The sequence below is a fragment of the Micromonospora parastrephiae genome (genome assembly GCF_016802865.1).
GTDB lineage: Bacteria > Actinomycetota > Actinomycetes > Mycobacteriales > Micromonosporaceae > Micromonospora > Micromonospora parastrephiae.
The window spans coordinates 151,475-178,121 of record NZ_JAEVHM010000001.1 but is presented as its reverse complement, the minus strand read 5'-3'; the positions used below and the strand labels follow the sequence as shown (position 1 = coordinate 178,121).

24 protein-coding genes and 1 tRNA gene are annotated in these 26,647 nt (G+C 67.6%); 20 read left to right on the top strand and 5 right to left on the bottom strand.

The genetic code is table 11. The features are described from left to right. Nucleotides 1–520 (bottom strand): tetratricopeptide repeat protein (locus JNW91_RS00855; protein ID WP_203173017.1); only part of this gene is annotated, 520 nt, incomplete at its 3' end. Nucleotides 521–753: 233 nt separating this feature from the next. Here JNW91_RS00855 and JNW91_RS00850 point away from each other — a divergent pair. From JNW91_RS00850 to JNW91_RS00840, 3 genes are all read left to right on the top strand, one after another. Next, a tRNA-Leu gene (locus JNW91_RS00850) sits at nt 754–837 on the top strand. A 282-nt stretch (nt 838–1,119) separates the two neighbouring features. Beyond that, nucleotides 1,120–1,446, top strand: coding sequence for an AbrB/MazE/SpoVT family DNA-binding domain-containing protein (locus JNW91_RS00845; protein WP_309244162.1), 327 nt, complete (start codon nt 1,120–1,122; stop codon nt 1,444–1,446). A 133-nt stretch (nt 1,447–1,579) separates the two neighbouring features. Next, a complete protein-coding gene (locus JNW91_RS00840) occupies nt 1,580–2,458 on the top strand; it encodes a tyrosine-type recombinase/integrase (protein WP_309244161.1) in 879 nt (292 codons plus the stop codon). 1,014 nt (nt 2,459–3,472) lie between these two features. Here the strand turns inward: JNW91_RS00840 and JNW91_RS00835 are convergent. Beyond that, complete coding sequence (locus tag JNW91_RS00835) at nt 3,473–3,901, bottom strand: hypothetical protein (RefSeq protein ID WP_203173016.1); 429 nt, start codon at nt 3,899–3,901, stop codon at nt 3,473–3,475. A 624-nt stretch (nt 3,902–4,525) separates the two neighbouring features. Between JNW91_RS00835 and JNW91_RS00830 the strand changes: the two genes are divergently transcribed. The 17 genes from JNW91_RS00830 to JNW91_RS00755 all read left to right on the top strand — a co-directional run bounded on the left by JNW91_RS00830 (nt 4,526) and on the right by JNW91_RS00755 (nt 19,977). Next, entirely contained in the window at nt 4,526–5,293 is a 768-nt protein-coding gene (locus JNW91_RS00830; RefSeq protein WP_203173015.1) for a MinD/ParA family ATP-binding protein, read from the top strand. 60 nt (nt 5,294–5,353) lie between these two features. After that, a complete protein-coding gene (locus tag JNW91_RS00825; protein ID WP_238423983.1) occupies nt 5,354–5,695 on the top strand; it encodes a hypothetical protein in 342 nt (113 codons plus the stop codon). 192 nt (nt 5,696–5,887) lie between these two features. Continuing rightward, entirely contained in the window at nt 5,888–6,427 is a 540-nt protein-coding gene (locus JNW91_RS00820; protein WP_203173014.1) for a hypothetical protein, read from the top strand. Nucleotides 6,428–6,431: 4 nt separating this feature from the next. Then, nucleotides 6,432–8,480 carry an ICP22 family protein gene (locus JNW91_RS00815; RefSeq protein WP_203173013.1) on the top strand — a complete coding sequence of 683 codons (2,049 nt, stop codon included), beginning with the start codon at nt 6,432–6,434 and terminating at the stop codon, nt 8,478–8,480. A 13-nt stretch (nt 8,481–8,493) separates the two neighbouring features. Then, nucleotides 8,494–9,990, top strand: a complete 1,497-nt coding sequence (locus JNW91_RS00810) for an SCO6880 family protein (RefSeq protein WP_203173012.1) — start codon at nt 8,494–8,496, stop codon at nt 9,988–9,990. Next, nucleotides 9,987–10,544 (top strand): type IV secretory system conjugative DNA transfer family protein, encoded by a 558-nt coding sequence (locus JNW91_RS31580; RefSeq protein WP_238423981.1) that lies wholly within the window; start codon nt 9,987–9,989, stop codon nt 10,542–10,544. Before JNW91_RS00810 ends, JNW91_RS31580 begins: the two co-directional genes overlap by 4 nt. Then, a complete protein-coding gene (locus tag JNW91_RS00805; RefSeq protein WP_238423980.1) occupies nt 10,544–11,560 on the top strand; it encodes a hypothetical protein in 1,017 nt (338 codons plus the stop codon). Before JNW91_RS31580 ends, JNW91_RS00805 begins: the two co-directional genes overlap by 1 nt. Further along, the gene (locus tag JNW91_RS00800; protein ID WP_238423979.1) at nt 11,560–13,413 is read left to right on the top strand and encodes a type IV secretory system conjugative DNA transfer family protein; all 1,854 of its coding nucleotides are present in this window, start codon (nt 11,560–11,562) and stop codon (nt 13,411–13,413) included. The genes JNW91_RS00805 and JNW91_RS00800 overlap by 1 nt, the downstream gene beginning before the upstream one ends. Then, a complete protein-coding gene (locus tag JNW91_RS00795) occupies nt 13,413–14,012 on the top strand; it encodes a hypothetical protein (protein ID WP_203173011.1) in 600 nt (199 codons plus the stop codon). The genes JNW91_RS00800 and JNW91_RS00795 overlap by 1 nt, the downstream gene beginning before the upstream one ends. Beyond that, nucleotides 14,009–14,257, top strand: a complete 249-nt coding sequence (locus tag JNW91_RS00790; RefSeq protein WP_203173010.1) for a hypothetical protein — start codon at nt 14,009–14,011, stop codon at nt 14,255–14,257. Before JNW91_RS00795 ends, JNW91_RS00790 begins: the two co-directional genes overlap by 4 nt. Beyond that, nucleotides 14,254–14,478 carry a hypothetical protein gene (locus tag JNW91_RS00785; protein ID WP_203173009.1) on the top strand — a complete coding sequence of 75 codons (225 nt, stop codon included), beginning with the start codon at nt 14,254–14,256 and terminating at the stop codon, nt 14,476–14,478. Before JNW91_RS00790 ends, JNW91_RS00785 begins: the two co-directional genes overlap by 4 nt. A gap of 197 nt (nt 14,479–14,675) precedes the next feature. Next, the gene (locus JNW91_RS00780) at nt 14,676–14,978 is read left to right on the top strand and encodes a hypothetical protein (protein ID WP_203173008.1); all 303 of its coding nucleotides are present in this window, start codon (nt 14,676–14,678) and stop codon (nt 14,976–14,978) included. Then, on the top strand, nt 14,975–16,057 hold the full coding sequence (locus tag JNW91_RS00775) for a M23 family metallopeptidase (RefSeq protein WP_203173007.1): 1,083 nt from the start codon (nt 14,975–14,977) through the stop codon (nt 16,055–16,057). The genes JNW91_RS00780 and JNW91_RS00775 overlap by 4 nt, the downstream gene beginning before the upstream one ends. Before the next feature lie 194 nt (nt 16,058–16,251). After that, on the top strand, nt 16,252–16,782 hold the full coding sequence (locus JNW91_RS00770) for a MarR family winged helix-turn-helix transcriptional regulator (RefSeq protein ID WP_203173006.1): 531 nt from the start codon (nt 16,252–16,254) through the stop codon (nt 16,780–16,782). Between the two features lie 47 nt (nt 16,783–16,829). Next, nucleotides 16,830–18,179, top strand: a complete 1,350-nt coding sequence (locus JNW91_RS00765) for an APC family permease (RefSeq protein WP_407664223.1) — start codon at nt 16,830–16,832, stop codon at nt 18,177–18,179. 85 nt (nt 18,180–18,264) lie between these two features. Next, a complete protein-coding gene (locus tag JNW91_RS00760; protein WP_203173004.1) occupies nt 18,265–19,422 on the top strand; it encodes an MFS transporter in 1,158 nt (385 codons plus the stop codon). 207 nt (nt 19,423–19,629) lie between these two features. Then, nucleotides 19,630–19,977, top strand: coding sequence for a PLP-dependent aminotransferase family protein (locus JNW91_RS00755; RefSeq protein WP_203173003.1), 348 nt, complete (start codon nt 19,630–19,632; stop codon nt 19,975–19,977). 160 nt (nt 19,978–20,137) lie between these two features. Here JNW91_RS00755 and JNW91_RS00750 read toward each other — a convergent pair whose 3' ends face one another. The 3 genes from JNW91_RS00750 to JNW91_RS00740 form a co-directional block, all read right to left on the bottom strand. Continuing rightward, complete coding sequence (locus JNW91_RS00750) at nt 20,138–20,992, bottom strand: hypothetical protein (protein WP_203173002.1); 855 nt, start codon at nt 20,990–20,992, stop codon at nt 20,138–20,140. Nucleotides 20,993–21,395: 403 nt separating this feature from the next. Further along, on the bottom strand, nt 21,396–23,759 hold the full coding sequence (locus JNW91_RS00745; RefSeq protein ID WP_203173001.1) for an nSTAND3 domain-containing NTPase: 2,364 nt from the start codon (nt 23,757–23,759) through the stop codon (nt 21,396–21,398). Between the two features lie 216 nt (nt 23,760–23,975). Continuing rightward, the gene (locus JNW91_RS00740; RefSeq protein WP_203173000.1) at nt 23,976–26,489 is read right to left on the bottom strand and encodes a helicase C-terminal domain-containing protein; all 2,514 of its coding nucleotides are present in this window, start codon (nt 26,487–26,489) and stop codon (nt 23,976–23,978) included. Between the last annotated feature and the right edge of the window lie 158 nt (nt 26,490–26,647).

Sequence of the window (26,647 nt, the reverse complement as noted above, 5' to 3'; positions counted from 1 at the left end):
CCAAGGTCGCCAGGGACAGCGGTCGGACCGGACAGTGCCGACTGGCTGCCAGCATCGGTCGGGGCCGGGCTCGGCCGCCGGCGGCGGGCCGGGGGCGGCCCGCCGAGGTAGCGCGGGCGGCGCGTACCGCGGGATGCTGCTCCCCGAGCGCGGCGGGCCCGGCGGTCGCGACCCGGGTGTAGTTGCGGCGGGCCTCGTGGCGGTTGCCCAGTTCCTCGGCCACCTCGGCGAGCTCGAAGGCGAGCGCGAGCAGCGCCGGGTCGGAGTGCTCCCACCGCCGCTCGCCCGCCGCGAATGCCTCCTCCAACACCCGGCGGGCGGCGAGCGGGTCGTCCGCCTCACGGTGCAACCGGGCCAGCAGGTGTGCGGTGTGCAGCATCTCCGGGTGGTCCTCGCCGAACTGCGGGCGCGCGAATTCGACGACCTCAGCCAGCAGCTGCCGGGCGGCGCCGAGGTCGCCCGCGGCGCGCAGGGCGAGGGCCCGGTGCTGGGCCGCCGCCAAGGGAGAGGGATGGGACACGTGCCAATGCTGCCGGCAGAGGGCGGCCGACCGCTACCCGGACCCGCCTGCGGCGGCGCGTCGGTGACCCTCAACGAGCCCGTTGAGCAGCGGTGGGAGCGTCCCGGCGGGGGAGGTGTACGGCGATGTGCATGATCCACGAGCGGCGTGTACAGTAACTCCCCGTGCGGCCCGCTGGGCCGACCTTCTGATGTGAAGATCATCTGGGTCGGCGAGGTAGGCTGAACGTGTAGGTCCGGGTGGCGGAATGGCAGACGCGCTAGCTTGAGGTGCTAGTGCCCGTATAGGGCGTGGGGGTTCAAGTCCCCCCTCGGACACGAGTACGTCTCATATGTGCGACGTAGACGTAGCGGTGGTCAAGGATGCTTGACCACCGCCGAAACCCATCAGACACTGCGCCTGGCACTACTCTCAGTGACCAGCGCCGGACGAACTCCGCGATGACGCGCGGCGGCTCGTCAGTGATTCCCGCCGTTGCTCTGCCCGGTCTGGCACCTGGCGTGCGCGTTGCTCCTGGCTCCCCCTCGGCGGCCATGAGGCGTCCTCCGCTACCACTTCCGAGTCTTGCCGCCACGCGAAGCAGCGCAGCTGTTTATGGTGTGGCGACGCTCGACTCGCGTGGTCGGATCGCCGACCGGTGCGCGATGAAGGAACTCCAGTGGACCCCCGGATTGCGACTGAGCATTCGGGAGCGTCGAGGGCTGATCGTCGTATCAGCTGACAAGCAAGGCGTCTTCAAGGTAACGAAGGAAGGCCACATCCGACTGCCGGCAGTGGTCCGTCAATGGTGCGGCCTCGCCGCCGGCGACCGCGTACTCATCGTGGCTGAACCGGCCAGCAACCGCCTGGTGGTTCATCCACCGGCAAAGATCGACGAGATGATCGGGCAGGCTCACGATGCGGTCTTCGGGGGCGAGCATGAGTGACGCATCGGCGAGTCAAGCTGAGGTGGCAGCGGCTCGGCTCCTTCTTGCTCGGATGGGCATCTCGCCTGCCGACCTTATGGAGGCCGCCGTGGCTCGGCCTCCGGCGCCGACCTTCGCCGAATACGTTCCCGTGGTGGCGGCTGCGGTCTCGGAAGGTACGAAACGTGCCTATGGCTCCTACTGGAACCGTGTGGTGGAACACTGGGGGCAACGCAGGCTCGACGAGCCCACGCCGTCGGAAATTGAAAAGTTGGCGGAGTACGTCAAGGCGCACGTTGTGGCTCGGCGGAATGCCCGCGGAGGCCGAAGCGCGGCGGAGCACCTGATTGCCGCCTTGCGGTGTCTCTACAAAAGGGCAGTAGCCGATGGTTTCATCGCAGAGGCTGACAACCCTGCTTTGAAGGTGGCGAAGCCGCGGCGTCTACCAAGCACGCGTCGGGCGGTGGCGGACACGCGGCTGGCCGAGATAAACGAGGTTGCGGCTAGCACAGGCAACGATCCGGCCCTCGACACCTTGCTCTTGCGGCTGCACACCGAAACGGCGTGTCGGCGCGGTGGAGCTCTGGCGCTTCGTCCGGTTGACCTTGACCCGGACCAATGTTTGATTCTGCTTCGAGAGAAGGGGGACTCGGTGCGTTGGCAACCAGTTTCCCCCACGCTGATGAGATACCTGCAGCGCCATGCTGAGGAGCGGGGCGCGACGGAGGCGGGGCAGCTGCTGCGCTATCGGGACGGTGCGCCCATCACGCGGCGGCGTTACGACCATCTGTGGGTACGCATCGGCGAGCACCTGCCGTGGGTCCGCGTGCAACAGATCAGCACCCACTGGTTACGTCACACTACTTTGACATGGGTGGAAAGGAACTTTGGCTATGCCATCGCGCGAGCGTACGCCGGTCATTCGGAGAGTGGCGGCGACGCTGGCACTACAGCCACCTACGTGAAAGCAACACCGCAGGAAATCGCCGCTGCCCTGTCAGCGCTGACCAATGAGCCGCACCCTCTAACTTAGCCGTCTGGTGGGGCCCGGTCTTGCGGGGCCGGACCCCACCGCGGGATCTGTCGCCGGCTGGAAATGCAAGCAGGGAATCGACCGTTAATTGGGTGCCCTGTCATTAGCGTCCGTCTTGGCGTTGTTCCGAACGACCGTTTCATCCGTTCAGTGAAGCGGCGCGGACTTGCCGCAATCGGGATAAGAGCAGTAGCCATTGGCTCCTGGGGTGTAGGAGTGACTCGGGCGGGTGTTCGATGAGCTTCGCGCGGTGGGATGATGTTTGTTGTTTGGATCCAGTCCGGCACCCGTACTAGATCTGTCCGGCTGCCGGACTAGCGGTGGTTCTGTAGCCGTACCAACCCCTGCCCCCGTGGGAACTCGAAGGCGATAGGCGGTCCGTGCCTTTCTGCGGCGAGCGTCTTCCACTTTCGGCCTGAAGCGGATGACCCAGCCCAATTTCTCAAGTCGATTTAGCCAGACTCCGATCGTGGAGCGGGCCAAGCCTGTCGCACGTTCCAGGTCTGTCAAGCTCGGCGAGAATTGCGGAGGGATCACTGCGGTTGCGGTATCGGTCCAGGTCAAGAGCGTCAGGATAAGGTGGCGCCCGGAAGGGCTAAGGCAACAGTCAGCGTCTCGAACTGCACGCTCTACGGCCCATCGATCTACCATGCAATACGCCCCTTCCGGCCGTGGCGTTCACCGGTGGCTCTTGACGCCGTCTGGCGTCGGAGCCTCGTGACGCTAGCGATGAACCTCAGCTCTGACCAGGCATGCATCTGCTCGTCATGCGCCTTCGAGGTGTCGGCGGCGACGGTGGCCTGCGGCTTTGGCGTACGTGGAGATGCGGCCACCATTGGTTGGTTCGGTTCGTGATTCCGGCTGGCTGGCAACTGCAGACGGCGGCCCGAAGTCGCCGCAGGCGCGCGGTCGGTCGTCGCGGTGCGGGCGAGAGCGTGGCATTACCCGGGCCAGATCGAGGCTGCGGGCGCGTCGGCCGGTTCGGGTGGTTCGCCCCTGTTGTGGACAGCGAGATCAGTGCGCGTCTCGCCGGGCTTGCTCGGCGGCGAGTTGGGCGGACTCCCGCGCGGCTTGCTCCATCCTCAGGGTGCTTTGGATGATGGCGTCGATGCCTTCCCTTGCTCCGTCGGATAGTTGCTCGATGGAGCGCGTCATCACTTGTACCTTCGCGTTGACCGGTGCCGGGTCAAGGAAGTAGCCCGCACCGACGCCGAAGAAGTCGGCCAGGGCCGTCAGCGTGGAGGCTGTGGGGTTGTCGTGCGCTCCGATCCTGAGCTTGCGGATGTTCTCCGCCGAGATGCGGAGCCCTTTGGCTTTGAGCGCGTCGGCCACCTCGGCGTCGGTGTAGACGTGGTTCGGGCGGTGCTTGACGTACAGCTCCTGGAGCCGCTCGCTGATCAGCGCTGGGCTCGGGCCACTGGGTGGCTTCTCGTTCTGTCGCATCGTGGTGCCCCCCGACTCCAACTAAAGTTGGCCCGAACCCAAGTTTGTGTGGAACCCTGCCGTGATCTGTGCTTGACTCTCAGTGTCCGATCCACACAAAGTTGGTCTCACGCCAACTTTGGTTGGTTGAGGGTAGCGCATCGGTCGGCCTCCTTGGAGGGGGTTGCGAGGCTCGTGATGCGTTCGTGAGGGCGTGACGCCTTGTGGCGATGCGGTCTCTGATTTGGCCTGATCGTGTGGTCGACGTCCAGGTCGTGACAGTAACGGGGGACCGGCTCGCGGCGGTGTCTTGCCGTCGCTGGCCTGTGCTGTGCGGCAAGCCCTCGGGGGGAGGCGGACGTGTCGGATTTATCGACTGACCGATCAGGCCACCTCGCCGGCTCCGGGACCTCTTCGGAGGTGTCGGGGGCCGGCGAGTGGGGGGCGCTGGCGGAGCGGGCATCGCCCGCTCCGCCAAGCGAACCCGGCCGATCTACCGTGCCAGCTGCGGCTGCAGAGAGCGGCCCGTGGTGGGCGCGGGAACCGGAACGGGCTCCGCGGGAGATTCCCCGCGAGTTCGGCGGCGGCAGCCAGGTGGAGTCGCTGTGGCTGCGGGCAGCGTCATTGCAGGCGGGGTGCCCCCTGGTGAGCCTGTCGTCTGCGGACGGCGGTGTTGGTCGTTCGACGCTCACGGCTGCGCTCGGTGGTGTGCTGGCGCTTGCCAGCCCTGCTCCTATCGTGGCGATGGACGCGACCGGGCGTGCGTGGGGTGGGCTGGGCCATCGTGTGGCCCGGGGCAACTCCGCATCAACGTGGGATGCGGCGGTCGCGGAGGAGCGGTTGGCTGACCCTCTGTTCGCTGAAGGGTTGATGCAGCGAGGGCCGACAGGCCTGCGCGTTCTGGTCGGTGAGAGCAAGATGACGGCGCAGCGGCGCCCAACCACCTGGCCGGAGACCTTCGGTGTGATCGGCCATCTGCGGTCGGTCTACGCCATGGCGCTGCTGGATCTCCCTGCGGCGGACAACACGCCGACGTGGCGGGCGTTGGGCTGGTCGACGGTACCAGTATTGGTGACCCGCGCGACCGTTGATGCGTTGCAGCACACCATGCGGTTGCTGGCGCATCTTCGCGCTGCGGGACTCGATCAGGTGGCGGAGTCCGCGGTGGTGGTGGTCATGACGACCACACACTCCACCGCCCGAGAGGTTCGCGCGGTCGAGCACCTGGCGCGAAAGGCGGCGACGCATCTCGTCCGGGTGCCCTTCGATCCGGTGCTCGCACGCCCTGACCCACTCGATCCGCGGTCGTTGAGTAAGGCCACGCGGACCGCGTTGACCGAGGTCGCCTCGATCGTCGTCGAACACTGCCCCGCTGAACCTGGCCCATCACGCGAGAGGGCTTCTGTCGCCTGAGGACGGTGACTTCACACGGGGGAGGAATTGGTTGTGTTCGTGCATTGGGTAGCTGCCGTGATGACGGTGCGGGTGCCGTCGGTGGTGGCCGCGTTGGCACCGGACCCGACGCCGACGCCGTCGCCGTCCGGGGGCTTCGACTTCGGTCGGATCAGCCCTGACCCGGCGGCGGTGCCGCGTTCGGACCTGTTCTACAAGCTTGCAAACGCCGCGCTGTTCCTCGGCGTGATCTCCGCCGTGGCCGGTCTTGCGGCTGGCGCGATCGCGTTCGGCATCGGGCCGATCTTCGGCGCGCACATCATCAGCGATCGAGGCAAATCGATGATGTGGAAGGCCGGGCTTGTGGCGATCGTCGTGGGTTCGGCGACATCGATCATCGGCTTCCTGTTGAGCGAGATTTAGGGGGTGCCCCGCGTGCGGGGAGCAACTTACAAAGCAACCGACGGCGGACGCCTATCGGCCGTAGTTTCGCTGCTTGTCTGCGTGGCCGTTGCGGGGATGGCGATCTTCGTTGCGGGCCGCGCCAGCGCGCCCGAGGGGGATGCGCCCAAGCAGAATGCGCCTGAGCGTTTCGGCGACCGTCTCGTTCGGGGAGTGCCGGTTGGCTTCGCTGGCACACCTCGCGGCGCCGGTGACGCGGCGGCGGCGTACGTGGTGACGGTGTCCGCCGCGGCGGGCCACCCGGACGTCGAGCGGCAGGCGTTGATCGACACGATCGCAGTCGACGGTTCGGGCCCGGCGCTGGCCGAGATGATGGGCGCCGGCTCACCGCCGGCAGACGGTGAGGAGATCTCCCAGACCGTGGCTGCCCGGGTGTGGGTGCCCGACGCGGACGTAGACGCACAGGTGCAGCAGGGCACCGAGGTCACGGCGCGGTTGCTGCTCTGCGCGCTCAGCGGGTCAGCGACCGATGGCGTGGTCGCCGGCCCGGAGACGGGTTTGGCGGGTGGTTGGTACGTGCAGTCGGTGACGATGCGCTGGACGCTCGACCGCTGGCGTGTGGTGACCGCGCAGCGGCCGTTGCCGGTACCGCCGCCCGACCAGCGCGGCACCCGACGCGACGGCGGTCCGCGCGACACTCAACCGCTGCTCGACGTGCTCAGCGGTCGCTCGTGGGTGCCGGGGACGGTCTGATCTCATGCCCTGGGTCAACGCTTGCCGGCGGGGGATCGGCCTGGCGATCAGCGTGCTGGCCTTGCTCGGCGCGGTAGTGCCAGCGCAATCTGCTGCGGCAGCACTCGCCCCGACGCCTGCTCCGTCCGCCCCGGCCAAGCCGTGCCCAGCGCCGTCGTCTGACCGGCAGTTGTCCGGGCCTGGCCAGGAGCAGGCGAGACCGCAGGTGAACTGGTGCCTGCCGTGGGCGGAATGGGAATCCGGCGACGGGTGGATCACCGACTGCGGTAAGGCTGTCGGCGCCGTGGAGCAGGAACGCTGCGACGCGGTGTCGCTCACGGTGCAGTCACCGCCGCCGGCGGATACGGCGTCGGTGCTCGACGATCGGTCTCCGAAAGACGGCGCTTCGCCCGTGAGGTGCGAGCGGTTCGCCGACAACGCGGCCGAGGACGCGGGCAACGCCGACCGGTGGACCGCGAAGAAGAATCGATGCGACGCGTTGCGTGCGTCGCTGCTGCCGTTCTCGTCGGTCAAGCCCGAGGGCTGCAAGTTCAGTGTGAGCTGCAGGGTCGACGAGAAGGCCAAGGATATCGCTCGGTCCGGGTTCGAGGGCTTGGCCGACATTGCCGTGGCGGGTTTCGCCTGGGCGTTAAGCAAGCTGGCCGAGGTGGTGTTCGAGCAGTCCTCCGCCGTGCCGGACGAGCCGTTCTATGCCATCTACAACGACATCTCCGGCGTCTTGATCTTGATGGTGCTGCTCATCTTCCTCATCTCCACGGCGATCAACGGATTGCGCATGAATGGCCCCGGGCCCCTGGCCACCCTCGGCGGGTTGGTGCGCGCGATGTTCGGGATCGCCTTCGCCGGCGGCATCGCCTACATCCTGATGGGGGCGTGGGACGAGGCGACCGTGGCGCTGATCGCCCGCAATCAGGAACGCGACTGGCAGCCGAGCATGTGGGTGGACGCGCTCAACGCGCTGACCGCGGACACCGGCACGATCCTGCTGGCCTTCGTCGTCGCGGTGATCAGCGTGATCGGGCTGGTATTGGTGTTCGTGATGCTGTTGTTCCGCTCCCTGCTGGCCGCCGGGGCAGCGTTGTTCGGGGCGATGGCTATGACCGGTCAGGTGATGGCCGAGACGCGCTCGTGGGGTCGTAAGTGGTTCTGGACCTGCAACGCCCTGGCCAGCTCGAAGTTCTTCATCGCCGCCCTGTGGATCTACGGCACGCGCAGCACTTACGAGAGCGACAACGTCCTCAATGTGCTGCGCGGCATGTTCATGATCATTCTGATGGTGCTCGCGCCGTGGATTCTGCTGCGGTTGACGAGCATGTGGGACGGCTACCTGGCCGACGTCGACGCCAGGGGTTTCCTGACCTCCGCCGCTGGCGCGGTCGGTATGGACGCCGCCGCCCGCCGTCTGGCCGATCCTCTCAGCGGTGGAGGCGACAGCGGTGGCGGCCCGGACGCCGCATCTCTGATGCAGGGCAACGCCGACGCGATCCCGACCAACCCCACCAGCGGTGCTGGCCCCCTCGGCACGCGACCCAGCGCCATTCCCGAGGCGGTGGAAGCCCTACAAGGAAGCGGCGACGGCGACCAGGTCGGAAAGCCGAGCGGTGAACCGGCAGATGAACACGATGGCGGAGAGAACGGCCAAGAAGCTGAGGGGATCGAGCGCGATTCCCGTACCGCTCAACACGATGCGGCGGAGGGACGGTTCAGTGCGCCCGGCGACACCAGCGGACAGCCCGCGCTGCCGGTCACACCGAACGCCATCGGGGAGAAGGCCACCGGCGCGGCAGCCGGCAGCTCGCAGGGCGAGGACGCCCCGCAGGCCCCGAGCGGTGGGGGCGCTACCAACCCGACCGGTGCACCTTCTGCCGCCAACTCGCCGTCCTCACCGGCTCCGACGTCAGAGACGTCCGGGCACAGCCCGGCAGCCGGCTCAGGCGGGCCGTCCAGCTCAGGCCAGCCTTCGCAAGGTGGTGCCGCCTCCGGCGCCGGGGCAGGTCGCGCTGGGGGCGCCGCCGCGGGTGGCGCCGCCGAAGTACCCATCGTCCCGGTCTAGGTGAGGAGTCCAGGTGACCCAGTTCCAGTTTCCGCCGCGGTCCACGCGTGGCTCGATCATGGGCTTTTCGGCGGGGCAGATCGGCACGGCTGTCGCCGGCGTGATCTGCCTGGTCGTCGCTGCGAACCTGCTCGCGACCGGCCGGCAGGGTGCTGCCGGCGGCATGCTGCTCGCGGCGCTGCTCCTGCTCACGGTGGGCCTGCTGCGGCTGCGCGGGCGGCGGGTCACCGAGTGGGCGCCCATCGTCGCCGGGGCCCTCGCTCAGCGCGCCGCCCGTCAGGACCGCTACCGCGGTGGTGCCTTCGCCGCTACCCCCGGCAGCACACATCTGCATCTGCCCGGTCCGGCCGCCGGCTACCGCTGGCTGCCGGCTGTAGCCGCCGACGGATTGACCGAGGTGGGGCTGCTGCACCACCGCCGCGAGAACACCGTCACCGCGTCCCTTCTCTGCGCGGGCAGCAACCTGGTCCTGGCCGACACGACGGTGCAACAGCAACGCCTGGCCGCGTGGGCGGACGTGCTGAACCTGCTCGGCACCGAGTACGCCGACAGTGGTCTGGCCAGGTGGGCGCTGACGGCCCGCGCCGTCCCGGACTCCGGCAACCGGGCGCAGCGCTACCTGGTGCAGAAGGCGGTCGACACCGACACTCGCGCGTACCGATCGCTGGCGGAACTGACCGCCGCGGCGGCGCCGTCGACGCAGCGCCACGAGGTGTACCTGAGCGTCGTGTTCGACACCAAGAAGCTATCGGCGGAGATCACCGACGCGGGCGGCACCGACGCGGCCATCGCCACAGTCGTGCTCGACAAGCTCGGCGGGGTGCAGGCCGCAGTCGCGGAGGCCGGCGTCGACACCGTCGGCTGGTTGACGCCCCGGGAGTACGCGGCGGTGCTGCGTACCCAGTTCGACCCCGAGGACCAGCCGCACGTGGACATGCGGGCCTCGACCACGCCGGGGGTGGCACCGCATATGGCGGGTCCGATCGCCGCGGAAAACATCGGTTGGTCGTCCTACCGCCACGACTCCGGGTTTTCCCAGAGCCTGTGGGTCTATGAGATGCCGCGTCAGCCGGTGGCGATGACGTGGATGACCGCCCTGTTCACGCGCACGGTGGGTCGACGCGCGGTGACGATCATCGCCGAGCCGGTGCCCGCGCAGCTCGCCCAGTTGGCGACCCGCCGCGACAAGGTCGCCCGCGCCGGCGACGAGATCACCAAACGCAAGATGCGGTTGGTGCGCACCGCCCGGGAGGACGACGAGGCCCGCTCGGTGGAGCAGGTCGATCGGGAGCAGGCGGCTGGGCACGTGCGCTACCGCTACGCGATCGTCGTCACCGTCACCGCCGAGAGCGACGAGCAGCTCCGCCATGACGTGCGGGCGATCAAACGGGTGCTGGGCCGTACCGGCTGCCAGGCGGTGGTGCTCTACGGCGAGCAGGACCAGGGTTTCATAGCCGGGGCGCTTCCCCTGGCCCGTGGGCTCAAGCCGATGCGGGGATGGTTGGCGTGAGCCGCGCACGGGTGCAACGAGAAGGATCGCTCGCGCACCGCATCGCGCAGTCCGCAGACCGGCGGGATCTCGCGGCGGCCGAGGCGGACCTGGAGCGTGAACGGCGCGCTCTGCGGCGGACATCGGAGCGGCTCCTGGGCGCCCCGCCTGTTGACGGGCGCGGCGCTCTGGGGCGGGCCGCCGGGCGCGCGTTCTGGCGGCTGCGGCTACCGCCGCTGGTGACCACCAGCGCGCAGCTGTGCAGCGTGTACCCGTTCGTCGCCGACCCCGGCCTCGGGGTGGACGGACCGCTGATCGGTCAGGAGGTGTACTCCCGGACGGGGTTCGTGTTCTCGATGCGGGAGTTGTACCGGGCAGGGCTGCTCAGTGCACCGAACATGGTGGTCACCGGCGAGATCGGCTCGGCGAAGTCGTCGCTGCTCAAGAGCATCGCGTTTCGGGGAATCCCGTTCGGCACCCGATTCTTCGTCGTCGACGTCAAGGGCGAGTACGACGCCCTCGCTGAGGCTGCGGGATCCAGCCGGTGCGCGTCGGCCCTGGCGCGGGTGTCGTGATGAACCCCCTCGCGGGCATCCGCCGCCAGCCGGGGCAGGCCGAGCCGGAGTGGTTGCAGATCCAGCGGGCCCGCCGGCTGCTGCTGCTCGAAGGGCTCCTCGAAATTCAACTCGGTGGTGCCCTCAGCGAGGCGGAGCGTTCGCTGATCGAATACGCCCTCGACGCCGTGACCCACAGCGACGACGGCACCAGCGCCGAACGGCTGGCCACCCCGACCCTGTCGCTGGTCCTCGCGGCGATGGGTGACCCGCGGGCGTGGGCGCACCGACTCGCCGGGGTGAACTACGACGTCGACCAGTTCGCCGCCGACAGCCGTCGGGTCCGTCTGGCGCTGGAGCGGCTGATTACCGGCGTCCTCGGCGGGATTTTCGACGCACCCACTGCTGCGACGCTGACGGTGGACTTCGAGCAGCCGGGGGCGATCCTCGACCTGCGGGCGGTGCGGACCTCGGATCAGATGACGGCGATGGCGATGACCTGCGCCCAGTCGTGGCTGGAAGCTGAGCTCACCCGCCCCGACGCCCCGCCGAGGGTGTGCCTGTACGACGAGTTTGCGTTGGTCACCCGTCACCTTGGCCTGATACGGCGGATGCGCGAGCAACTGAAGTTGGCCCGGGCGTTGGGCACGGAGAACATCCTTGCGTTTCACCGATTCTCGGACTTGGCGGCCAGTGGCAGCGCCGACTCCGAGCAGGTCCGTATCGCCCGGGGCCTCATCGAGGATACCGGTGTGCGGGTCTCGTACCGGCAGGCGCCGGGCTCGCTGGACGCCGCCCGCGAGTTCCTCGGCACCACCGACACAGAGACGAACCTGCTGCTGCATCTGCGCCGCGGGGTCGGGCTGTGGAAGGTCGGGTTGCGCTCCTACGTCGTCAAGCACCAGCTCTCCAGTGTCGAGCAGGCCATGGTTGACACCGACAGCCGGATGCGCGACAACCCCGAGAACGAACCGCGGGAGCTGACCGACTCCGAGTACGAGGCGCGGGAGTCCGCCGCGGTGGGGCAGGTGCGCTGATGGCGGGCTCGCTGATGTCCCCCGGAAGCCGGCTGCCGCGCCGCGGCATGCCCCGCGCCGACATCCTGGCCCGGCTGACGCTGCTGGGCCTTGCCGTGTTCTGCACGCTGCTGGGCACCTTCACTCTGTGGCTGGCCGGGCAGGTCGGTGGCGTGCTTACCCACGCCGTGTGGCCGGGCACCTCGCCGGCGGATGCGCCCGGCATTGCTGGGCGGATGATCCTCAACGGCGGCGACCCGGCGGCGGCTTGGCCCACGGCGGCCCGGGCGGACCTGCCGCCGACCGCGCTGCTGTACGTGCTGTGGTTCGGCCTGTTCATTGGAGCCTTCGCTGGCCTCGGCATGCCGGCGGTCCGGCTCATACAGCGGCGGGTGCAGCGGCGAGGGTTCGCCAGCCGAAAGGACCTCGACCGAGTGGTGACCGCGTCGGCGGTGCTTCGACGCGTCGACATCCTTCGGCCTGGCCTGACCATTCGGGCGACCGACCGCCCCGAGGCTCTGCACTCGAAAACTCAGCGCCGTAAGGACCCTTTGGAGGTGGCGCGGTTCTTGGGGCACCACGCGCTGACCGGGGAGCCGCTGTACCTCGCCAACGAGTACACCGAACTCCTCGCCGGAGCCGCCCGGTTCGCCAACAAGACCTCGCGCTACATCGTGCCCCGGGTCGCCGACGCCCGAGGGGCAGTGATCTCCACCTCCACCCGCCTCGACGTCGCGGCGGTCACCTACTACCTGCGCGCCGAGGTTGGTCCGACATGGATCTTCGAACCGCAGGGGCAGGTGCCTGGACTGCCCCGGCTGCGGTGGTCGCCGATCGAGGGGGCGCACGATCCTGACATCGCGGCGCTGCGCGCGAAGGGCTTCGCCGCCGGTGCCGGCCTCAAAGGTGATGTCGAGAACGGGCAATACTTCCAGGACCAGGCGGCATCGATCATCCGTGGTCTGCTGCACGCCGCCGCTCTTGATGAAAAGGCCACCCTGACCGACGTGGCCAGTTGGGCGGCCAACCCCAGCGACCCGCGGGCCGAGCGGATCCTGCGCCATCACCAGCAAACGGCGTGGGCCGACCGGTTGGCATTCCACCGCGAGTCCAGCGGCCGTGGCCGCGAGAGTATTCAGTCGGTCGTCTTCGGAGCGCTGGATCCGTTCAGCAACGCCCGGATCTTGCGCGCCTGCTCCCCACCGCGCGGCGAGCAGTTCCAGCCCGAGCAGTGGCTGGATGAGTCCGGCACCCTTTATCTGGTCGGCACCCGCAGCGGGCAGTCGCTGGTCGCGCCGCTGTTCAGCGCGATCGCCGAGGACATCATCTACCGCACCCTGCAACGCTCCTTCGTCGCACCGGGCGGGCGGGTAGAGCCCTGCCTGTACCTCATCGGCGACGAAATCACGAACATCGCGCCGTTGCCGTCGCTGCCCGCACTGGCCTCTGAGGGCGGTGGCGCCGGTATCGCCTTGTCGATCTCTTGCCAGAACACCCACCAACTAGAGGAGCGGTGGGGCCGCGACGGTGGGCAAGCCCTGCGCGACGGTGCGAACGCCCGCTTCGTGATGGGCGGCACGCAGGACGTGGCGGCCCTCAAGGACGCGCAGTCGCTGCTCGGCCAGGTGCAGGAGCTGTCGTCAGCGGCCAGTTGGGGCGGAGGGCGCGCCAGCGTGCAGGAAAACGCTCGACGGGAGAACCTGCTCGACCTCGCCGAGTTGCGGACCCTGCCGACCGGCCACGCCCTGGTGCTGCTCGGCAACATGCCCCCGGTCGAAGTCGTACAACCGGCGTGGTGGGAGCGCCCCGACGCCCATCGTTTCAAGTCCGCCCAGGCCGCGTTCACCGCCCGACTCGAAGGGCGGCGCCGCTGATGACCGACCGCGCGTTCCTGTTCGATGTCCCGGCCGAGGCGTCGGGAGAGCAACGGGCGATCGCTGAGCTTGCCGAACTCATCGACTCGCTGCGTGTCAGCGTAGAACGCCTCGCCGAGGCGCACGTCGCGCTCGGTGAACGCGTCGAGGCCCTCAACGGTGACGCGGCGTGGGCGCCAGCGGGCCACTGCTGGCGGAACGTGGACGCCGATGCCGCGCGGCAACTGTGGGCGTGGCTGATCGCCTGGACGCGGTGGCTCGTCGACCGCTACGGCCTCGCCCAGGACCTCGGCGCGTGCTGGCCAGCACACCCGGCCCTGGTCGAGGAACTGACCGCGCTCAGCGTGTCCTGGCACCACGCCTACTCCGGCAAAGCCGACCCGGACGCGCCGCTGCGCTGGCATGAGGCGCTGCACCGGGCACGGCACCGGTGGCAGGCATGGGACAGCACCCGCTGTCGGCACGGGAACCACACACCCCGCAGCGCCGACGCCGTCTGGTCCGCGCCATGGCCCGACGACGCCGAACAGGCCGTCACCGGCGACATCGAAGCTCGGCAGCATGCAGTGCCGGCGCGCACAGGAGGAGGGACGACATGACTCAGCCGGCAGAGGTCACCAACGTCTGGGACTGGCAACGCTTCGAAGCCGCATTGTTCGGGCTGCGCGAGGGCGTCGACTCGCTCCAGGAATACATCGCCGAGATACACAACGCGCGCCACGACCAACAGGAGGACAGGCAGCAATGGACAGAGTTGGACGAGACGACGCGGCGCGAGACGGAGCTGGACTGGTCCAGCGACGGGCACCTCGACGGGGACTACACCCGCGACGTCGGCGAATGAGTGTCACCGTGCGCACCGCCAGCGCTCCGCTGGCCCGCATCGGCGTCGGCCTGGAGCAGCTGCGCCACGACATCTTCGCTCTGGTCGAGGTCGTGGCTGGCCAGCCGCAAGCGCGCCCGCAACTCGTGGAGATCCACCACCAAGTGCGCCTGCTGGGACAGCAACTCAACGCCGCGCTTCGGTCGCCAGACGAGTCGGTCCCGCCCGAGGAGCGGCAGTGACACCACGTTTCGTCAGGGCGAGCATCGCGGGAGCTGCCACGCTGCTGCTCACCGCGTGTGCCGGGAGCGGTCCCGCTGCGAGTGGTAGCACGCCTGCCACCGGCCCCCATCCCGAAGGTGCGGCGCAGGCCGAGACGCTGGCTGCGGATCCCGACGGGGTCCTGCCGGCCACGCCAGGCACGGCCGATCCGGCGGCGGTGACCACCGCGCTGAGGTTCGTTCGGGCCTGGGCCCGCCCTGACCTGCCCGCCGAAAGCTGGTTGGCAGGGGTGCGTCCCTACGCCGTTCCCGCCTACGCCGATCTGCTCGCCACGGTGGAGCCGGCCAACGTGCCTGCCACCCGGGTTCTTGGCTCGGGCCGGGCGGCGGCGGCCACGGCGCAGCGGGTCGACGTCGATGTCAGCACCGACGCCGGGGTTTTGCGGGTGGTTTGTGTGCGCAGCGACGCCGGGTGGCTGGTGGCCACGCTCGGTGTCCGCGAGGAGGCTGCGGCGCGGTGAATCGCGGATGGATCGGGCTCGGTGTGGTGATCGTGGCCGCTTTGCTGCTGTGTGGGCTGCCCGTGGCGGTGGTGCTCAACAACCCCGCGCCAGCGTCGGCGTGTGCCGCCACCGGCCCCTTGCGCTCGGCCATCGGGGCCGTCGAGGCGGTGGGACGGTGGGACGCCGAGCAGGTCGGCAACGCCGCGCAGATCGTTGCCGTGGGGCGGGCGAATGGTGTGCCGGCCCGCGGGTGGGTCATCGCCGTGGCTACGGCCATGGTCGAGTCGAGCTTGCACAACCTGAACGGCGGTGACCGCGACTCCCTCGGGTTGTTCCAACAGCGTCCTAGCCAGGGGTGGGGCACACCTGCGCAGATCATCGACCCGGTCTACGCCGCCACGAAGTTCTACTCGAAGCTGCAGCGCATCGGCCGGTGGGAAAGCCTGCCGCTGACCGTCGCCGCGCAACGCGTTCAGGTCTCCGCGTTCCCCGACCGCTACGGCACGTACGAGCACGCCGCCGAGCAGGTCGTCGCCGCGGTCGTCGGCGTCACGACGATCGCCGACCTACCCGGGGCCAGCCTCGCCGACTGCTCATCAGACCCGGTGACGGTGGCGGCGTCGGGGTGGACGGTGCCGCTGGGTGCTCCGGTGGGAAGCCGCTACGGGCCGCGTGACGGCAAATTCCACGCTGGCGTCGACCTGGGTGCGGCGCGTAATACGGTCATCCACGCGGCCAGCGCCGGGCGAGTGGTGTGGGCGGGTTGCGACTTGAGCACCGGCAACTGTGACGTCGACGGCAGCCCTGCTGCCAAGGGATGTGGCTGGTACGTCGACCTGGTGCACGCCGACGGGTATGGCACGCGCTACTGCCACATGGTCCGCCGGCCCGACGTCAGCGAAGGCGACACCGTGCAGGCCGGTCAGCGGCTTGGGCTGGTCGGCACCAGCGGCCACTCGTCGGGCCCGCACCTGCACTTCCAAACCCACCAGAGGGTGTGTGCGGGATCGCGGTGCGACCTGGACACCTCCAACTCCACCAACCCGGTCGAGTTCATGCGCCAACGCGGCGCCCCGCTCGGCGAGGAGAGGGGGTGAGGCGTTGGTAGGAGGCGGCAGGTAGGTCATCAGCAACAGCACGGGGGAGAAGACATGTACGACGAGGATGAAGGCATCGAGCGTCCGCGCCGGCCGGCGCCGCAACCGCCGCCGCCGCAGGACCGCGGCGGGCAAGTCGGGCAGCGCCGCAACCGCAAGCCCAACCGGCGCCCGGCACGGCGCAGGTGGATCCAATGAGCGCCGCCACGGACCGCCGGCCACGTCGAGTCGCGGGCATCTACCGACCGCCGGTCAACGCCGCCCGCATGCCGCCACCGCGGCCGGGGCCGCTGGCGCAGCTGGTACGCACCGCCAACACCGTTCGCGCCCAGGTGGAACGCGGCGTCCTGCGCGACGAGGGACTGACCTGGACTACCTACGACGTGCTGGTGTTGGTTTGTGCGCGCCGCGCGGTCGAAACCCGTACGGCCGCCGCTGAGGTTGGCATCGCCAAGGCCACCTTGACCAACGCTCTAGTGTCGCTCGTCGACCGTGGGTTGGTACGCCGGGATCTTCAGGAGGATGACCGGCGGCGGGTGGTCCTTCGCCCGACCCAGGCCGGCATGGACCTGGCCCGCCGCGTCCAGGGTCCGGTTGAAGCCGAACAGACACGCCTGTTCGGTGAGCCGGGCATGCCGTCAGGAGACAGCCTGGCCCGGGTTCTGCGGTCCCTCGCCACCCGATCCCGCCAGGACGATGCCACCGAACCGGACGCGGCCCGGTGACCGGGCGCATCGGTGTGGCCCGCGGCACCGCCCTGTACGTCGGGGCGGTGCTCGGGCCCGGCGTCCTGATCCTCCCCGCGCTGGCCATGCACGCTGCCGGGCCGGCGTCGCTGCTGGCCTGGGCCGCCATGCTGACGGTGTCGGTCCCGATCGCGGCGGCGTTCGCCGCCCTCGGCATGCGATACCCCGACGCAGGCGGGGTGGCGACGTTCACCCGGCGGGCGTTCGGACCTGCCGTGGGCACCGCCGTCGGGTGGTGGTTTTACGCAGCAGTGCCCCTCGGCATGGTCGCCGGGGCACTGGCCGGCGGCCGGTACGCCGCCACCGCCCTGGGCTGGGAACCTACTGCGGCCGGGTGGATCGCCGCGGGCGTCTTGGGGTTGGCGTACGTGCTGAACCTGTTCGGGTTGCACGTGTCCGGCCGCGTACACCTTGCGCTCACCGGCGGGCTCTTCGCGCTCCTCGCGACGGTCGTCGCCGTGGCGCTGCCACATGTCGCAGCCAGCCGGTTCACACCATTCGCCCCGCAGGGCCTCGCCGGAATCGGCAGCGCCGCCGCGGTGCTGTTCGTCGCCGTGTGCGGCTGGGAAGCCGCCGCCAACCTGGCGGGAGAGTTCACGCGCCCCCGCCAGCAGCTGCCGGTCGTCGCCGGCGCGAGCCTGAGCATCATCGCCCTGCTCTACGCCGGTCTCGCGATCTGCACCGTCGGTGTACTCGGGGCTGCCGGCGGAGAAACCGAAGTGCCCCTGATCCTGTTGCTCGATCCCGCCGCCGGGCCGGGCGCGATGGCGGTCACCGCCCTGTGCGCGCTGCTGTTGACCTCCGGCGCGCTATTCACCTTCATCGCCGCCGCGGCGCGCGCCGGTGCGGCGCTGGGCCGCGACGGCGCACTACCCAAGTGGCTCGCCGCCAACAGTGTCGCCGGGGTGCCGAGGCGCAGCCTCGCCGTACAAGCGAGCGGCGCGGCGGCGGTCGGGGCCGCAGCGCTGGGGGCGCCAGCGCTGGTTGACGTCGACCTGCTGATGCGCGCGTTCTCGGTGCTCGTGGCATCGGTCACCCTGCTGGGACTCGCCGCCGCAGTAAGACTGCTCTCATCTGCGGTGATACGCACGGGCGCAGCCGCCGCAGCGGTCGTCGTCGGCGCGGTCGCAGCGTTCGGTGGGCGTCTGGTGATCCTCCCGGTAGTCGTTGCCACCGCGGCATGGGCCTGGCACTGGCGCCACCCTCGACCACCCGCACCACCGGTCCCTGCCACACCGACAATGCCCGCCGTCCGGGCGACGTCCGAGCAGATCCGGCTGCTAGCCGGAAACTCTCGGCAGCTACACGATCGCCTCGCCTCAGGCGCACCCAACGCTGCGCCTATCCGAAGCCGCCCGCGCGTCCGGCGGTCTTGACCGGCGGCGGTCGCCGGCACTTCCTTGGCCGGCGACCGCCGCCTCCTGCTGCTGCTGCCCGAACGATCGGCAAAGGAGCCGTCTCGTGACTGTGACCGCTGCGCCAACCAGGCCCGCTCTAGCAGGATTGGGCTGGCGCCTGGGCGCCCTGTACGGGCCAGCCATCTACGGAGTCAGCGCCGCTGCCGTAGCGCTCCCGGCCGCCGCCGCCGGACTACACACCACCCCATCGGCTGCGGTGTGGATCCTGACCATCCACGCTCTCGGACTCGGCATCGGCGCCGCCGTAGCCGGACGAGCCACCGACATCTGGGGGCCCCGCCGCGTACTCACCCTCGGGGCCGCCCTCCTCGCCGCCGGCACGATCCTCTGCGCGACCGCGCCCACCCTCATCGTCGCCGTCGCCGGCCGTGCACTACTCGCCGCCGGATCCGGGACGATGACCACGACCGCGCTCACGCTCGCCGCCGGCCAACCCGGGCCGCAGCGGCCGATGGTGCTGGCGCGACTCGGCGCGATGATGGCCCTGTTCTCGGCCACCGCACCGTTGGCCGGTGCGCTCGCCACCGCCGCGTCGTGGCGAGCAACACTGGTGCTGCCCGCGCTATCGCTGGTTGCGCTGCCCTTGTGCTGGCCGCTGACCCACCGCCGACTCAATTCAGGGCGGGTCGACGGAACGGGTGCCGGCCTGCTGGTGCTCGTCGCAGCCGGGCTGCTGCTGACGATCCAATCCGCCACCCTGCACATCCCACAACCCGCCGTCATCGCCCTGCTGGCCGGCACCTGCACGCTCGGAATCCTGCTGATCGTCCACAGCAGGCGTCACCGCGCCGGGTTCCTACCGGCAGCCGCCGTAGGGAGCCGACGGTTCTGCCTCGCTGGCCTCGTCGGAGCCGGCGTGTACGGCGGACTGTTCGCCTGCGTCTACGCCGTACCGCAGATGCTGACCCGCCTCGGCCACAGCGCCCAGGACGTCGGCCTGCTGCTCCTACCCGGCGCAGTCGCCGCGGCGCTGATGGCTCGCCTCGCCGCAACCGCCATACGTGCACTGCCGCCGCAGCGTGTCCTCGCCGGCGCAGCCGCCTTGTTTAGCGCCACCATGCTGCTCGCCACCGTCAACCAGCGGCCAGCGGTGCTGACCTGCGCGGCCACGGCCGGCTTCGCGGCCTCCGCCATCGCCCAGATGACCCTGACCGCCGCCATCACAGCGCACACAGCCCCTCCGGCACAGGCCGCGCCGTAGGCCTGCTCAACCTCATCTTCTTCATGGGAGGAGCGCTCGGGTCAGCAGGCTGCGCGGCCCTGTGGCACCCGCTCGGGCTACCCACCGCGCTCGCCGCCACGGCCGCGCTGCCGGCAATAGCCACCGCGGTGGCCTGGAGATTCCGCCTCTAAGAGACGTCCCGCGACAGCACCGAGCACCTAGGCGACAGCCCCGCACCTCCCACCCTTGGCCCTGACAGGAGCGAACAATGTCAGCAACTCCCCTCAACGGACCTGCCCAAAAAAAGGACCCTCGGCTCGACGCCTCCTGCGCCAGCTCACTGCCGCGCAAGCCACGAACATCGGTTTCCCCGCCGCCGCCGACATCGATTACCGCGACGTGGCGGCGCTGCTTGCGCACCTGCTCAACAACGTCGGCGACCCCGACGCCGACCCAACCCACCCCAACCACAGCAAAGACCTCGAACGCGAAGTGCTCGCCTTCCCCGCTGGCCTGTTCCGCGCACCCGAGCGTTGGTGGGGGTACATCACCAACGGCGGCAGCGAAAGCAACCTGTATGAAAGACATTGTTGACGCGACAGCATCAACGACGCCTTTCGCCGCCACGCGCAGGTCGATGGTTGCCCTCTGGAGGCTGCCTGGCGGTCTCTGCTTGATGTGCCATGACCCCGGCCACGGTCTGGATCCGGCCTATGGCCGGGCCTCCAGTAAGTAAACGGTCGTCACGATGCACTCATGGACGATGGCGGATGCGAGACTCGGGTGCGGCACCAGCCGCGGCAGCGGCGCTGGTTGGCCCGACCGCCGACGCGGCGGCGACCGGGATGGTGTTGCGGGCGTCGTCGCGGGCTTGCGGCACCGCCACCGGGGGCGCCGAGGCGGCCTGCCGCCTACCGTCACGCCGGTGCAAGGCCCACCGCACCGGCCACCGCCGCCGGGGATGAGCCTGCGGATGCAGGTGGCTGCTGGCTGTGTCGACCAGATCTCGTAACGCGGCGAACAGCGCAGCGTCGGCCGCGGCCCGTGCCGCCACGGATTTCTGCCGACTCCACAGGTTGTCCGTCCCGTACGCATGCGCTGCTTCGACGGCAATCTCACCCAGGCGCAATGCAGCGCTACGGACGCTGCCATCCGGCAGCAGCGAGGCCCGGGCAGCCGCCGCCACAACGCGCTGCACTGGTGCTATCAACGCCAGAGCGGCGAGGTTCTGGCTGTTGGTGGCCTCGACCGCAATCCGGCTTGATCGCACGGCGCCGACGGCCCAACCACCGCTCTGGCTGCCGGCCATGAACTCGAGCATGCTGGAACCCAGCGGCATCATCCGCGGCAGCCAGGCATTGTGCATCGGCTGATGGGTACTCACGGCTAGATGCAGCTCGGTGACAGCGTCGAATAGCTCCCGAGTCGTCTCCTCGATGTTCGTGTTAGTCGCTGACTCGCGCTCACGAGCTCGTTCGTGTTCGTTGTACCGATGAGAAAGCATGACGGTGCCGAGACCTGCGGTGACCGCTCCTGCGGCGGTACAGACGCCGGTGACCAGTTGGGGCAGCACGGGTGTCAGATCGACGAAAACAGTAGTGACGCTCATGGTCAACAGGGTGAGCCACCGCGTCGAGACCAACGAAGCGCCACGCCCGACTATCCTCGGCTGGCTGCCGTCGTGGTGCTGCTCAAATCAGCGGACCGATCGTCCGCCGCTGCCTCACCGCTTTCGGTAAAGTCATATGGGCGTGGCTGTAAGTGAGGGAGGAACAGCCACGCCCGGACGGCTGGACCAAAGACCGTCGACGAGACCCTCGCCCACCGCGCCTCTTAACGCAGACAAACGGAAGGTACCCGCGCACTAAGGAGGTCGCCGTCGTGGGTGCCGTGGCCAGCGTAGTGGACGACGGTGCTTGGGATGATTGCGCGCCGGTTGGGATGGTCGGCTGGTTACATCGGTTCCACATTGCCAAGCCCGCACACCTAGTGCGTCAAAGAGCGGTTGGTATTTACTCGCCGTCAATGTCATCGAAGATGCTACGACCTGCCGGCTGTGCGCCTGTCTGTGACGTTCGCGGCCACCAACTTTCCTTCCGCCCTATTCGCGGTTCCTCCCACCTTTCCCGCTCGTCGCTCGCTATGGCGTCTTCGATCGAGCTGAGGGCGTTATCAATGAGCAAGCCGACATCGTGATCAGACAGTGCATCTTTGTAGTAGCCGAGAGTTTCGATGAGTGGATCAAAATGTGATTTCGGATCCACTCCTGATGGGCGACTAAATTGCCACTCCGATACCGCGTAATCTAAGTTAGGAATTAATTCATTCCGTACCTCGTCAAGAAGGTCCAGCCGTTCCTCCGGAAGCATCAGCACCGCCCACTCAGGAAACTTCAGCCACCCTGCATCGGGAATGTCAAGAGCGAACCCTGATGCTTTTTCTACGGCGGCCACTCGGTCCTCCTCGCTTAGTAGGCCACATGAATGTAACTGGGCCAGCACTGCAGGCTCGCGGGACGCAGAGAGAAGAGGATTAAACTGGAGTAAGCGACTAGTCAGATTTGGATCGACGACGAGATACCGTTCAAGGAATGCCCTCCCGCACCGCTCTATAAAGAACGAATACCAAGCTCCTCTGGCAAGATAGTACGCACTAAAGTCTCGCCCACTTGCCTCGAATGTCGGCTCCATCGACACAATTCGGCGGGCGACCTCGCTGTACAACCTCTCTGGTACCGAAACGAGCACTCCTCTGGCCTCTCGGCTACCGCAATCGAGTTGGGTGAGAACCTGACGGTCATCTAGCCCTCGGCAGAATATCTCGACAAGGTTAGCGTCTGCTGCAATGAGCGCCGCGAAGCCTTCGCGCAGTGTCGGATGCCGAAATGACCACGACGGGACAGGGTCGCCACCAGGGGTGGCAGCGTAGCGAAGGAAGGTGTCTTCCAGGGCTGAGAGGCTATCGCTTAGAACTCCAATACTGATTCCGAATCTCTTAATTAGGCGATGGGTTATGTCGTCGGACGGCAGATCCGGTGGCGGCGGAAAGATTAGATCCTTGCTTGCGTACACGAGCGAGAGCGCACATCGCTGCTCCGTCGAGAGTTGGCCGAAGACGTCCGTAAGCAGCTCAACGGGGCGCTCCATAAACGATCGGATTTTGTCAGGGGCGCCTTCGAGGCTTCGGGTGAAGGCTCGGAGCCCCAATCTTCGGGCAGCCTCGGGCCTGAAAGGGGTCGCGTTGGCTGCATGTTCTAAAAAGGGTTTCGCGGCCGTTTTGAAAAAGCGGGGCTGGTCTCCCAGCCTTATGTGGTTGTAAAGGATCTGTCCTCGCTCGGTTGAAGTCAACTGGCCGACATCGACGACGACTTGGTTGTCGCGCAGGATAGGGTGAGCGTATTCTTTGAGCGAGCGGCGGGCGTCACGATAAATATAGTCCCGTGATGTCAAGACCACCTTTGCGCCGTCGCGAATGGCAGCCATAATTTTGGGCATCATGCGTGCCCACTCGTCAGTAAGGCTTTGCTCGTGGCGCACGGCTCCGAAGGCGTCATCCACCCAGAAGAACTGGTTAGGTTGGTTCGGGTTCCAGTGCCTAACCAGCTCGGCTGGCGAATCTGCCCGGACCGTTACACAGCCCCAACCGTCCAGCGCTGTCATCGCTAGCGTCGCAGCAATTACGGACTTCCCCACGGCGGGCTCGCCGAGAAGTAGCACGAATCCATGATCCCTGACTGCCCCTACGGCCTTTCGATAAGAGTCCGTGATGACGAAGGTGGCCAAGTCGTCCCTCAAGTATCCGAGCAAATTGCGACCTTGTTCATACGCCCGCTGATCAAGGATTTGGGACAGGTCTCCTAAACCGTAGACGCGGGGCACGAACATTCGGAGAGCGTGACTTTGGGCGATGCTTTGGCAAATCCAACGGCCGTTGAGGACTAGGGGGTTCACGACGCCGCGATGTTTTAGCTCCGCTCGGATCTTCTCGTCCATTGCGCCTGTGACGCGCGCATTGGTGACAAGAATGTATGTAGAGCAAATTTCGCGTGCGACGAGGCCGGAAACCTTTTGTAGATCGTCGGCTAAGTGCGACAGGCTTAGTGTCGTGTCGCGGCGATTCATGTGCTTCACCTGCACGACAAACGGCCCGTCCGGTATATCTCCGATAGTGGAGTCCTTGCCGTGCCACGTGCCCCAGTAAGCCCCGTCGCGACCCGCGTCGTTCGAGTCGGCGAACACTTGGAACGACTGGCCGAGGACCTCTCTCATGATCACGCCGACCAGATCCTGGAACGCCCGCCATCCCAGCGAGTGCAACTCGAAGTCAGGCGGCCCGGGTGCGATTACCATCGCGCGAGATGACGGCTCGTTGTACATGTAGTGACCATATCGAGCGAGCAGTCCACCGCAGACCCGCCTGGCAGCCTGGCCTCACGCCGACGGCCGTGATCAGAGTCGGCACCGTAGCGAGTCCCGGCGGTCGAACGGCCACCTGGCCCGCGCGATGGTGGAGGATCCGCGACAGGACACCCACATCCAGACCTGCTAAGAGTGTGCGCGGGTGGGGCTCGCCCCGAGCCCCGGCACCGCATTCTAGGGTTTTGGTGGCTCCTGGTAGGCAGTCTGCGTGTAGGTGGCGAACACGGTGCTGGCGAGCAACTTGTGGTAGTCGAGATGAAGTTCGATATCGGCCGGGTTGCGGTACTGGCCGTCGCTAGCGATTGCTCGTGTGAACTGACGGATCGCCGCCTTCAACGCTTTGAGTTTGGCAGCGTTGATGACCCGGGTGCTCTGCGGCGGAGTCCCCGTACCCTCCACCACGTGGGCCGGGTGAACTATCACGGGAATGACCTTGGCATCGTTGCTGTAGACCTGGTGGCACCAGTTGATCGAGCCAGCGAGCTGGTTGATGTCCTTCTTCCATATCTTTGGCGCATCTGCGCCGGTCTTGGCCTCGATGACCACATAGGTGTTGCTACCGAGGCTCCATAGGACATCACTGCCGCGGCCAAATTCGTCTTCGGGGCGGTGAGCAGTGAACCCGAGATGCCGGCCGAGGGCTGCAAGAGCGGCTTCAGCTTCCTTCGTTCGGGCGCTATCCCAGTCGATATCCGCCATGATCGCGTCGAGACCAAGGGTGAGGTCGTGCCCGGATGGATAGAGGCTCGTGAGGTAGCTGGCGGCCTGCTGGGATTGCGGCGAGGGCGGCAGCAGCCGCTCATATTCGACGCCGGCCCGTGGGCGCAGCACAACGTTGTTTGAGCGGCGGGCGTCGTCCAGCGTCTTCTGGGCGGCGACCGGGTTCACTGCGTGCTCATACGCCGCGCATGTTTCGCCGAGCCAGCCGACCAGGGGTGCGTCTCCGCCTTCGCGAGCCGCAGTCATTGCTGCCCGAGCATGCTGGACGGCCTCGGCAGCTCGAGAGTTGACGGCACTATTGTAGGCGGCTCGTAGGTGGGTCGCGGTGGGGCTGATTTTGGCTGGACTGTAGGTGACTCCGAGTAGCGCTTGTCGCGACACTTTGCGGAAGCCGGGGTCGCCTTCGATAACTAGGTCAACAACCTCTCGGATCGCCGGGATGTCCGGCGCACCGAGCTTGCGGGCAGCCTTGCGAGAAAGATCGAATTGGGCCCGGGTCGCGGCGGACAGATACTCGGCGTTACCTGGCCGCGCGAGTAGATGAGTGAGGCGTGGGCCGAGCAGCAATACGGCACACCGGTCATCCCGGCTGCGGACGCCGCGGCCCATGCCCTGCTCGAGACGTTGAAGTTGCCGGCCGACCATCGCCTTGCTGTCCTGCAGCGCAAGCGCCTCACGGCGCTCGACCCCGGTGTAGGCGAACGGCAAACTATCGATGATCAACAGTCGGCATGCCTCGTCAGGCAGATCGATTCCGTCGTACCTGTTGATCATGACTACGAGGCCCACATGGTTGGTGGTCAGTTTCTTGACCGCCGACTGGATCTGCTCCGTCTTGCTGACGGTCAGGTTAGCTTCCGCTGACCACACCTGGGCTTGCCGTTTGCTGGGTACGAGCACCACCACGTTGCGCCTCTTTGCAACGGAGGCGGCAAGCGCGCGGATGTCGTCGTGCGTAAGGTCGGGGTTGAGTTCCTGTGGGGCGAGCACGAGCCGGTCACCGAGGTCGGCAGCGCTGTCCGGCACGATCGATTTGGCGATGCTGCCCGGGTCGGCGTCGAAGTGTGTGACCAGCACGCTGTCGTCCGCGAGGGTGGCGGTCAGGTAGACCCGGCGCTTGGCCTGCGCGAAACTCGGGAACTTTTCGATCGGCGGACACGGGGGCACGACCTCGATGAAATCGGCGGTTACAACGGCCTGGCACCAAGGCAAGAGATCGCTGATTAACGGCCATGACCACTCGAACGCGGGCTCCTCTCGATGTGGATGCAGGGCCTCCATCACGGAGGGCTGCTTGTCCTGCCATGCCCAGAACGGGATCGGCAGCACAGCAGTTGGATCTCGCTCCTGGATGTCCTTGAACTGGGCGAGGCTCTGGCCCTGAAGATCATCAGCGAAGAGATCGAGGAGCGCGTTGTAGGCGTCGTTGTCGCGGGGGATGTTGAGCCGGTTCTGTTCCTCTGTGGTGACCAGCGCGGCGTGAGCATCGTCGATGACCACGGAGGTCACCGGAATGGGCTGATGGCGGCTGCTTGGCACCGTCAGTCCGAACCGGGACTTGCCGTTGATCAGGTGGTTCATCGTGGTGACGCAGATGGCCTCACCGCGAAGGAACTGCGGATCGTGTGGGTCCTCGACTACGTCCAGCCCGAGGTAGCGGGCCTCCTCGCGAACCCGACCGGCCAGGTCCCCGGTTGGCGCGAGGTACAGGGCTGGACCCTTCCCCTCGTTCAGACACACCTGAAGGATGAGCAGGCCGACAACGGTCTTTCCGCCGCCGGTGTTCGTCTTGACGACAAGATCGTGTTCGTCCCGACGTTTACCCCAGGCGTCCAAAACCTCCTTCTGGACGGCGCGTAGATAGCCGTAGCCTGGCTTCTTGTTCGGAAGCGCGTCGAAGAGCGTGACTGGATCGGTGATCGTCTCGATCGTGTCGCCGGCCGATAGTTCCTCGAAGTCGAAACCCATGTCGAGCCCTTCCGTAGGCCAGAGGATCCGAGCCAGGATCCTGCCATATCGGCACGGGACTCAGGGTGTCGATGGAAGGTCAATCAGCAACCAGTACGAAACGGAACGTTGCATGTGCATCAGGGCGGCGATAACGGACCAAGCCCGCTCGACACCGC

Coding starts and splice junctions, on each gene's coding strand:
- JNW91_RS00835 (WP_203173016.1), bottom strand. CDS start 3,901: ATGCGACAGAACGAGAAGCCACCCAGTGGCCCGAGCCCAGCGCTGATC.
- JNW91_RS00825 (WP_238423983.1), top strand. CDS start 5,354: ATGACGGTGCGGGTGCCGTCGGTGGTGGCCGCGTTGGCACCGGACCCG.
- JNW91_RS00815 (WP_203173013.1), top strand. CDS start 6,432: ATGCCCTGGGTCAACGCTTGCCGGCGGGGGATCGGCCTGGCGATCAGC.
- JNW91_RS00805 (WP_238423980.1), top strand. CDS start 10,544: ATGAACCCCCTCGCGGGCATCCGCCGCCAGCCGGGGCAGGCCGAGCCG.
- JNW91_RS00800 (WP_238423979.1), top strand. CDS start 11,560: ATGGCGGGCTCGCTGATGTCCCCCGGAAGCCGGCTGCCGCGCCGCGGC.
- JNW91_RS00795 (WP_203173011.1), top strand. CDS start 13,413: ATGACCGACCGCGCGTTCCTGTTCGATGTCCCGGCCGAGGCGTCGGGA.
- JNW91_RS00790 (WP_203173010.1), top strand. CDS start 14,009: ATGACTCAGCCGGCAGAGGTCACCAACGTCTGGGACTGGCAACGCTTC.
- JNW91_RS00785 (WP_203173009.1), top strand. CDS start 14,254: ATGAGTGTCACCGTGCGCACCGCCAGCGCTCCGCTGGCCCGCATCGGC.
- JNW91_RS00770 (WP_203173006.1), top strand. CDS start 16,252: ATGAGCGCCGCCACGGACCGCCGGCCACGTCGAGTCGCGGGCATCTAC.
- JNW91_RS00750 (WP_203173002.1), bottom strand. CDS start 20,992: ATGAGCGTCACTACTGTTTTCGTCGATCTGACACCCGTGCTGCCCCAA.
- JNW91_RS00745 (WP_203173001.1), bottom strand. CDS start 23,759: ATGTACAACGAGCCGTCATCTCGCGCGATGGTAATCGCACCCGGGCCG.
- JNW91_RS00740 (WP_203173000.1), bottom strand. CDS start 26,489: ATGGGTTTCGACTTCGAGGAACTATCGGCCGGCGACACGATCGAGACG.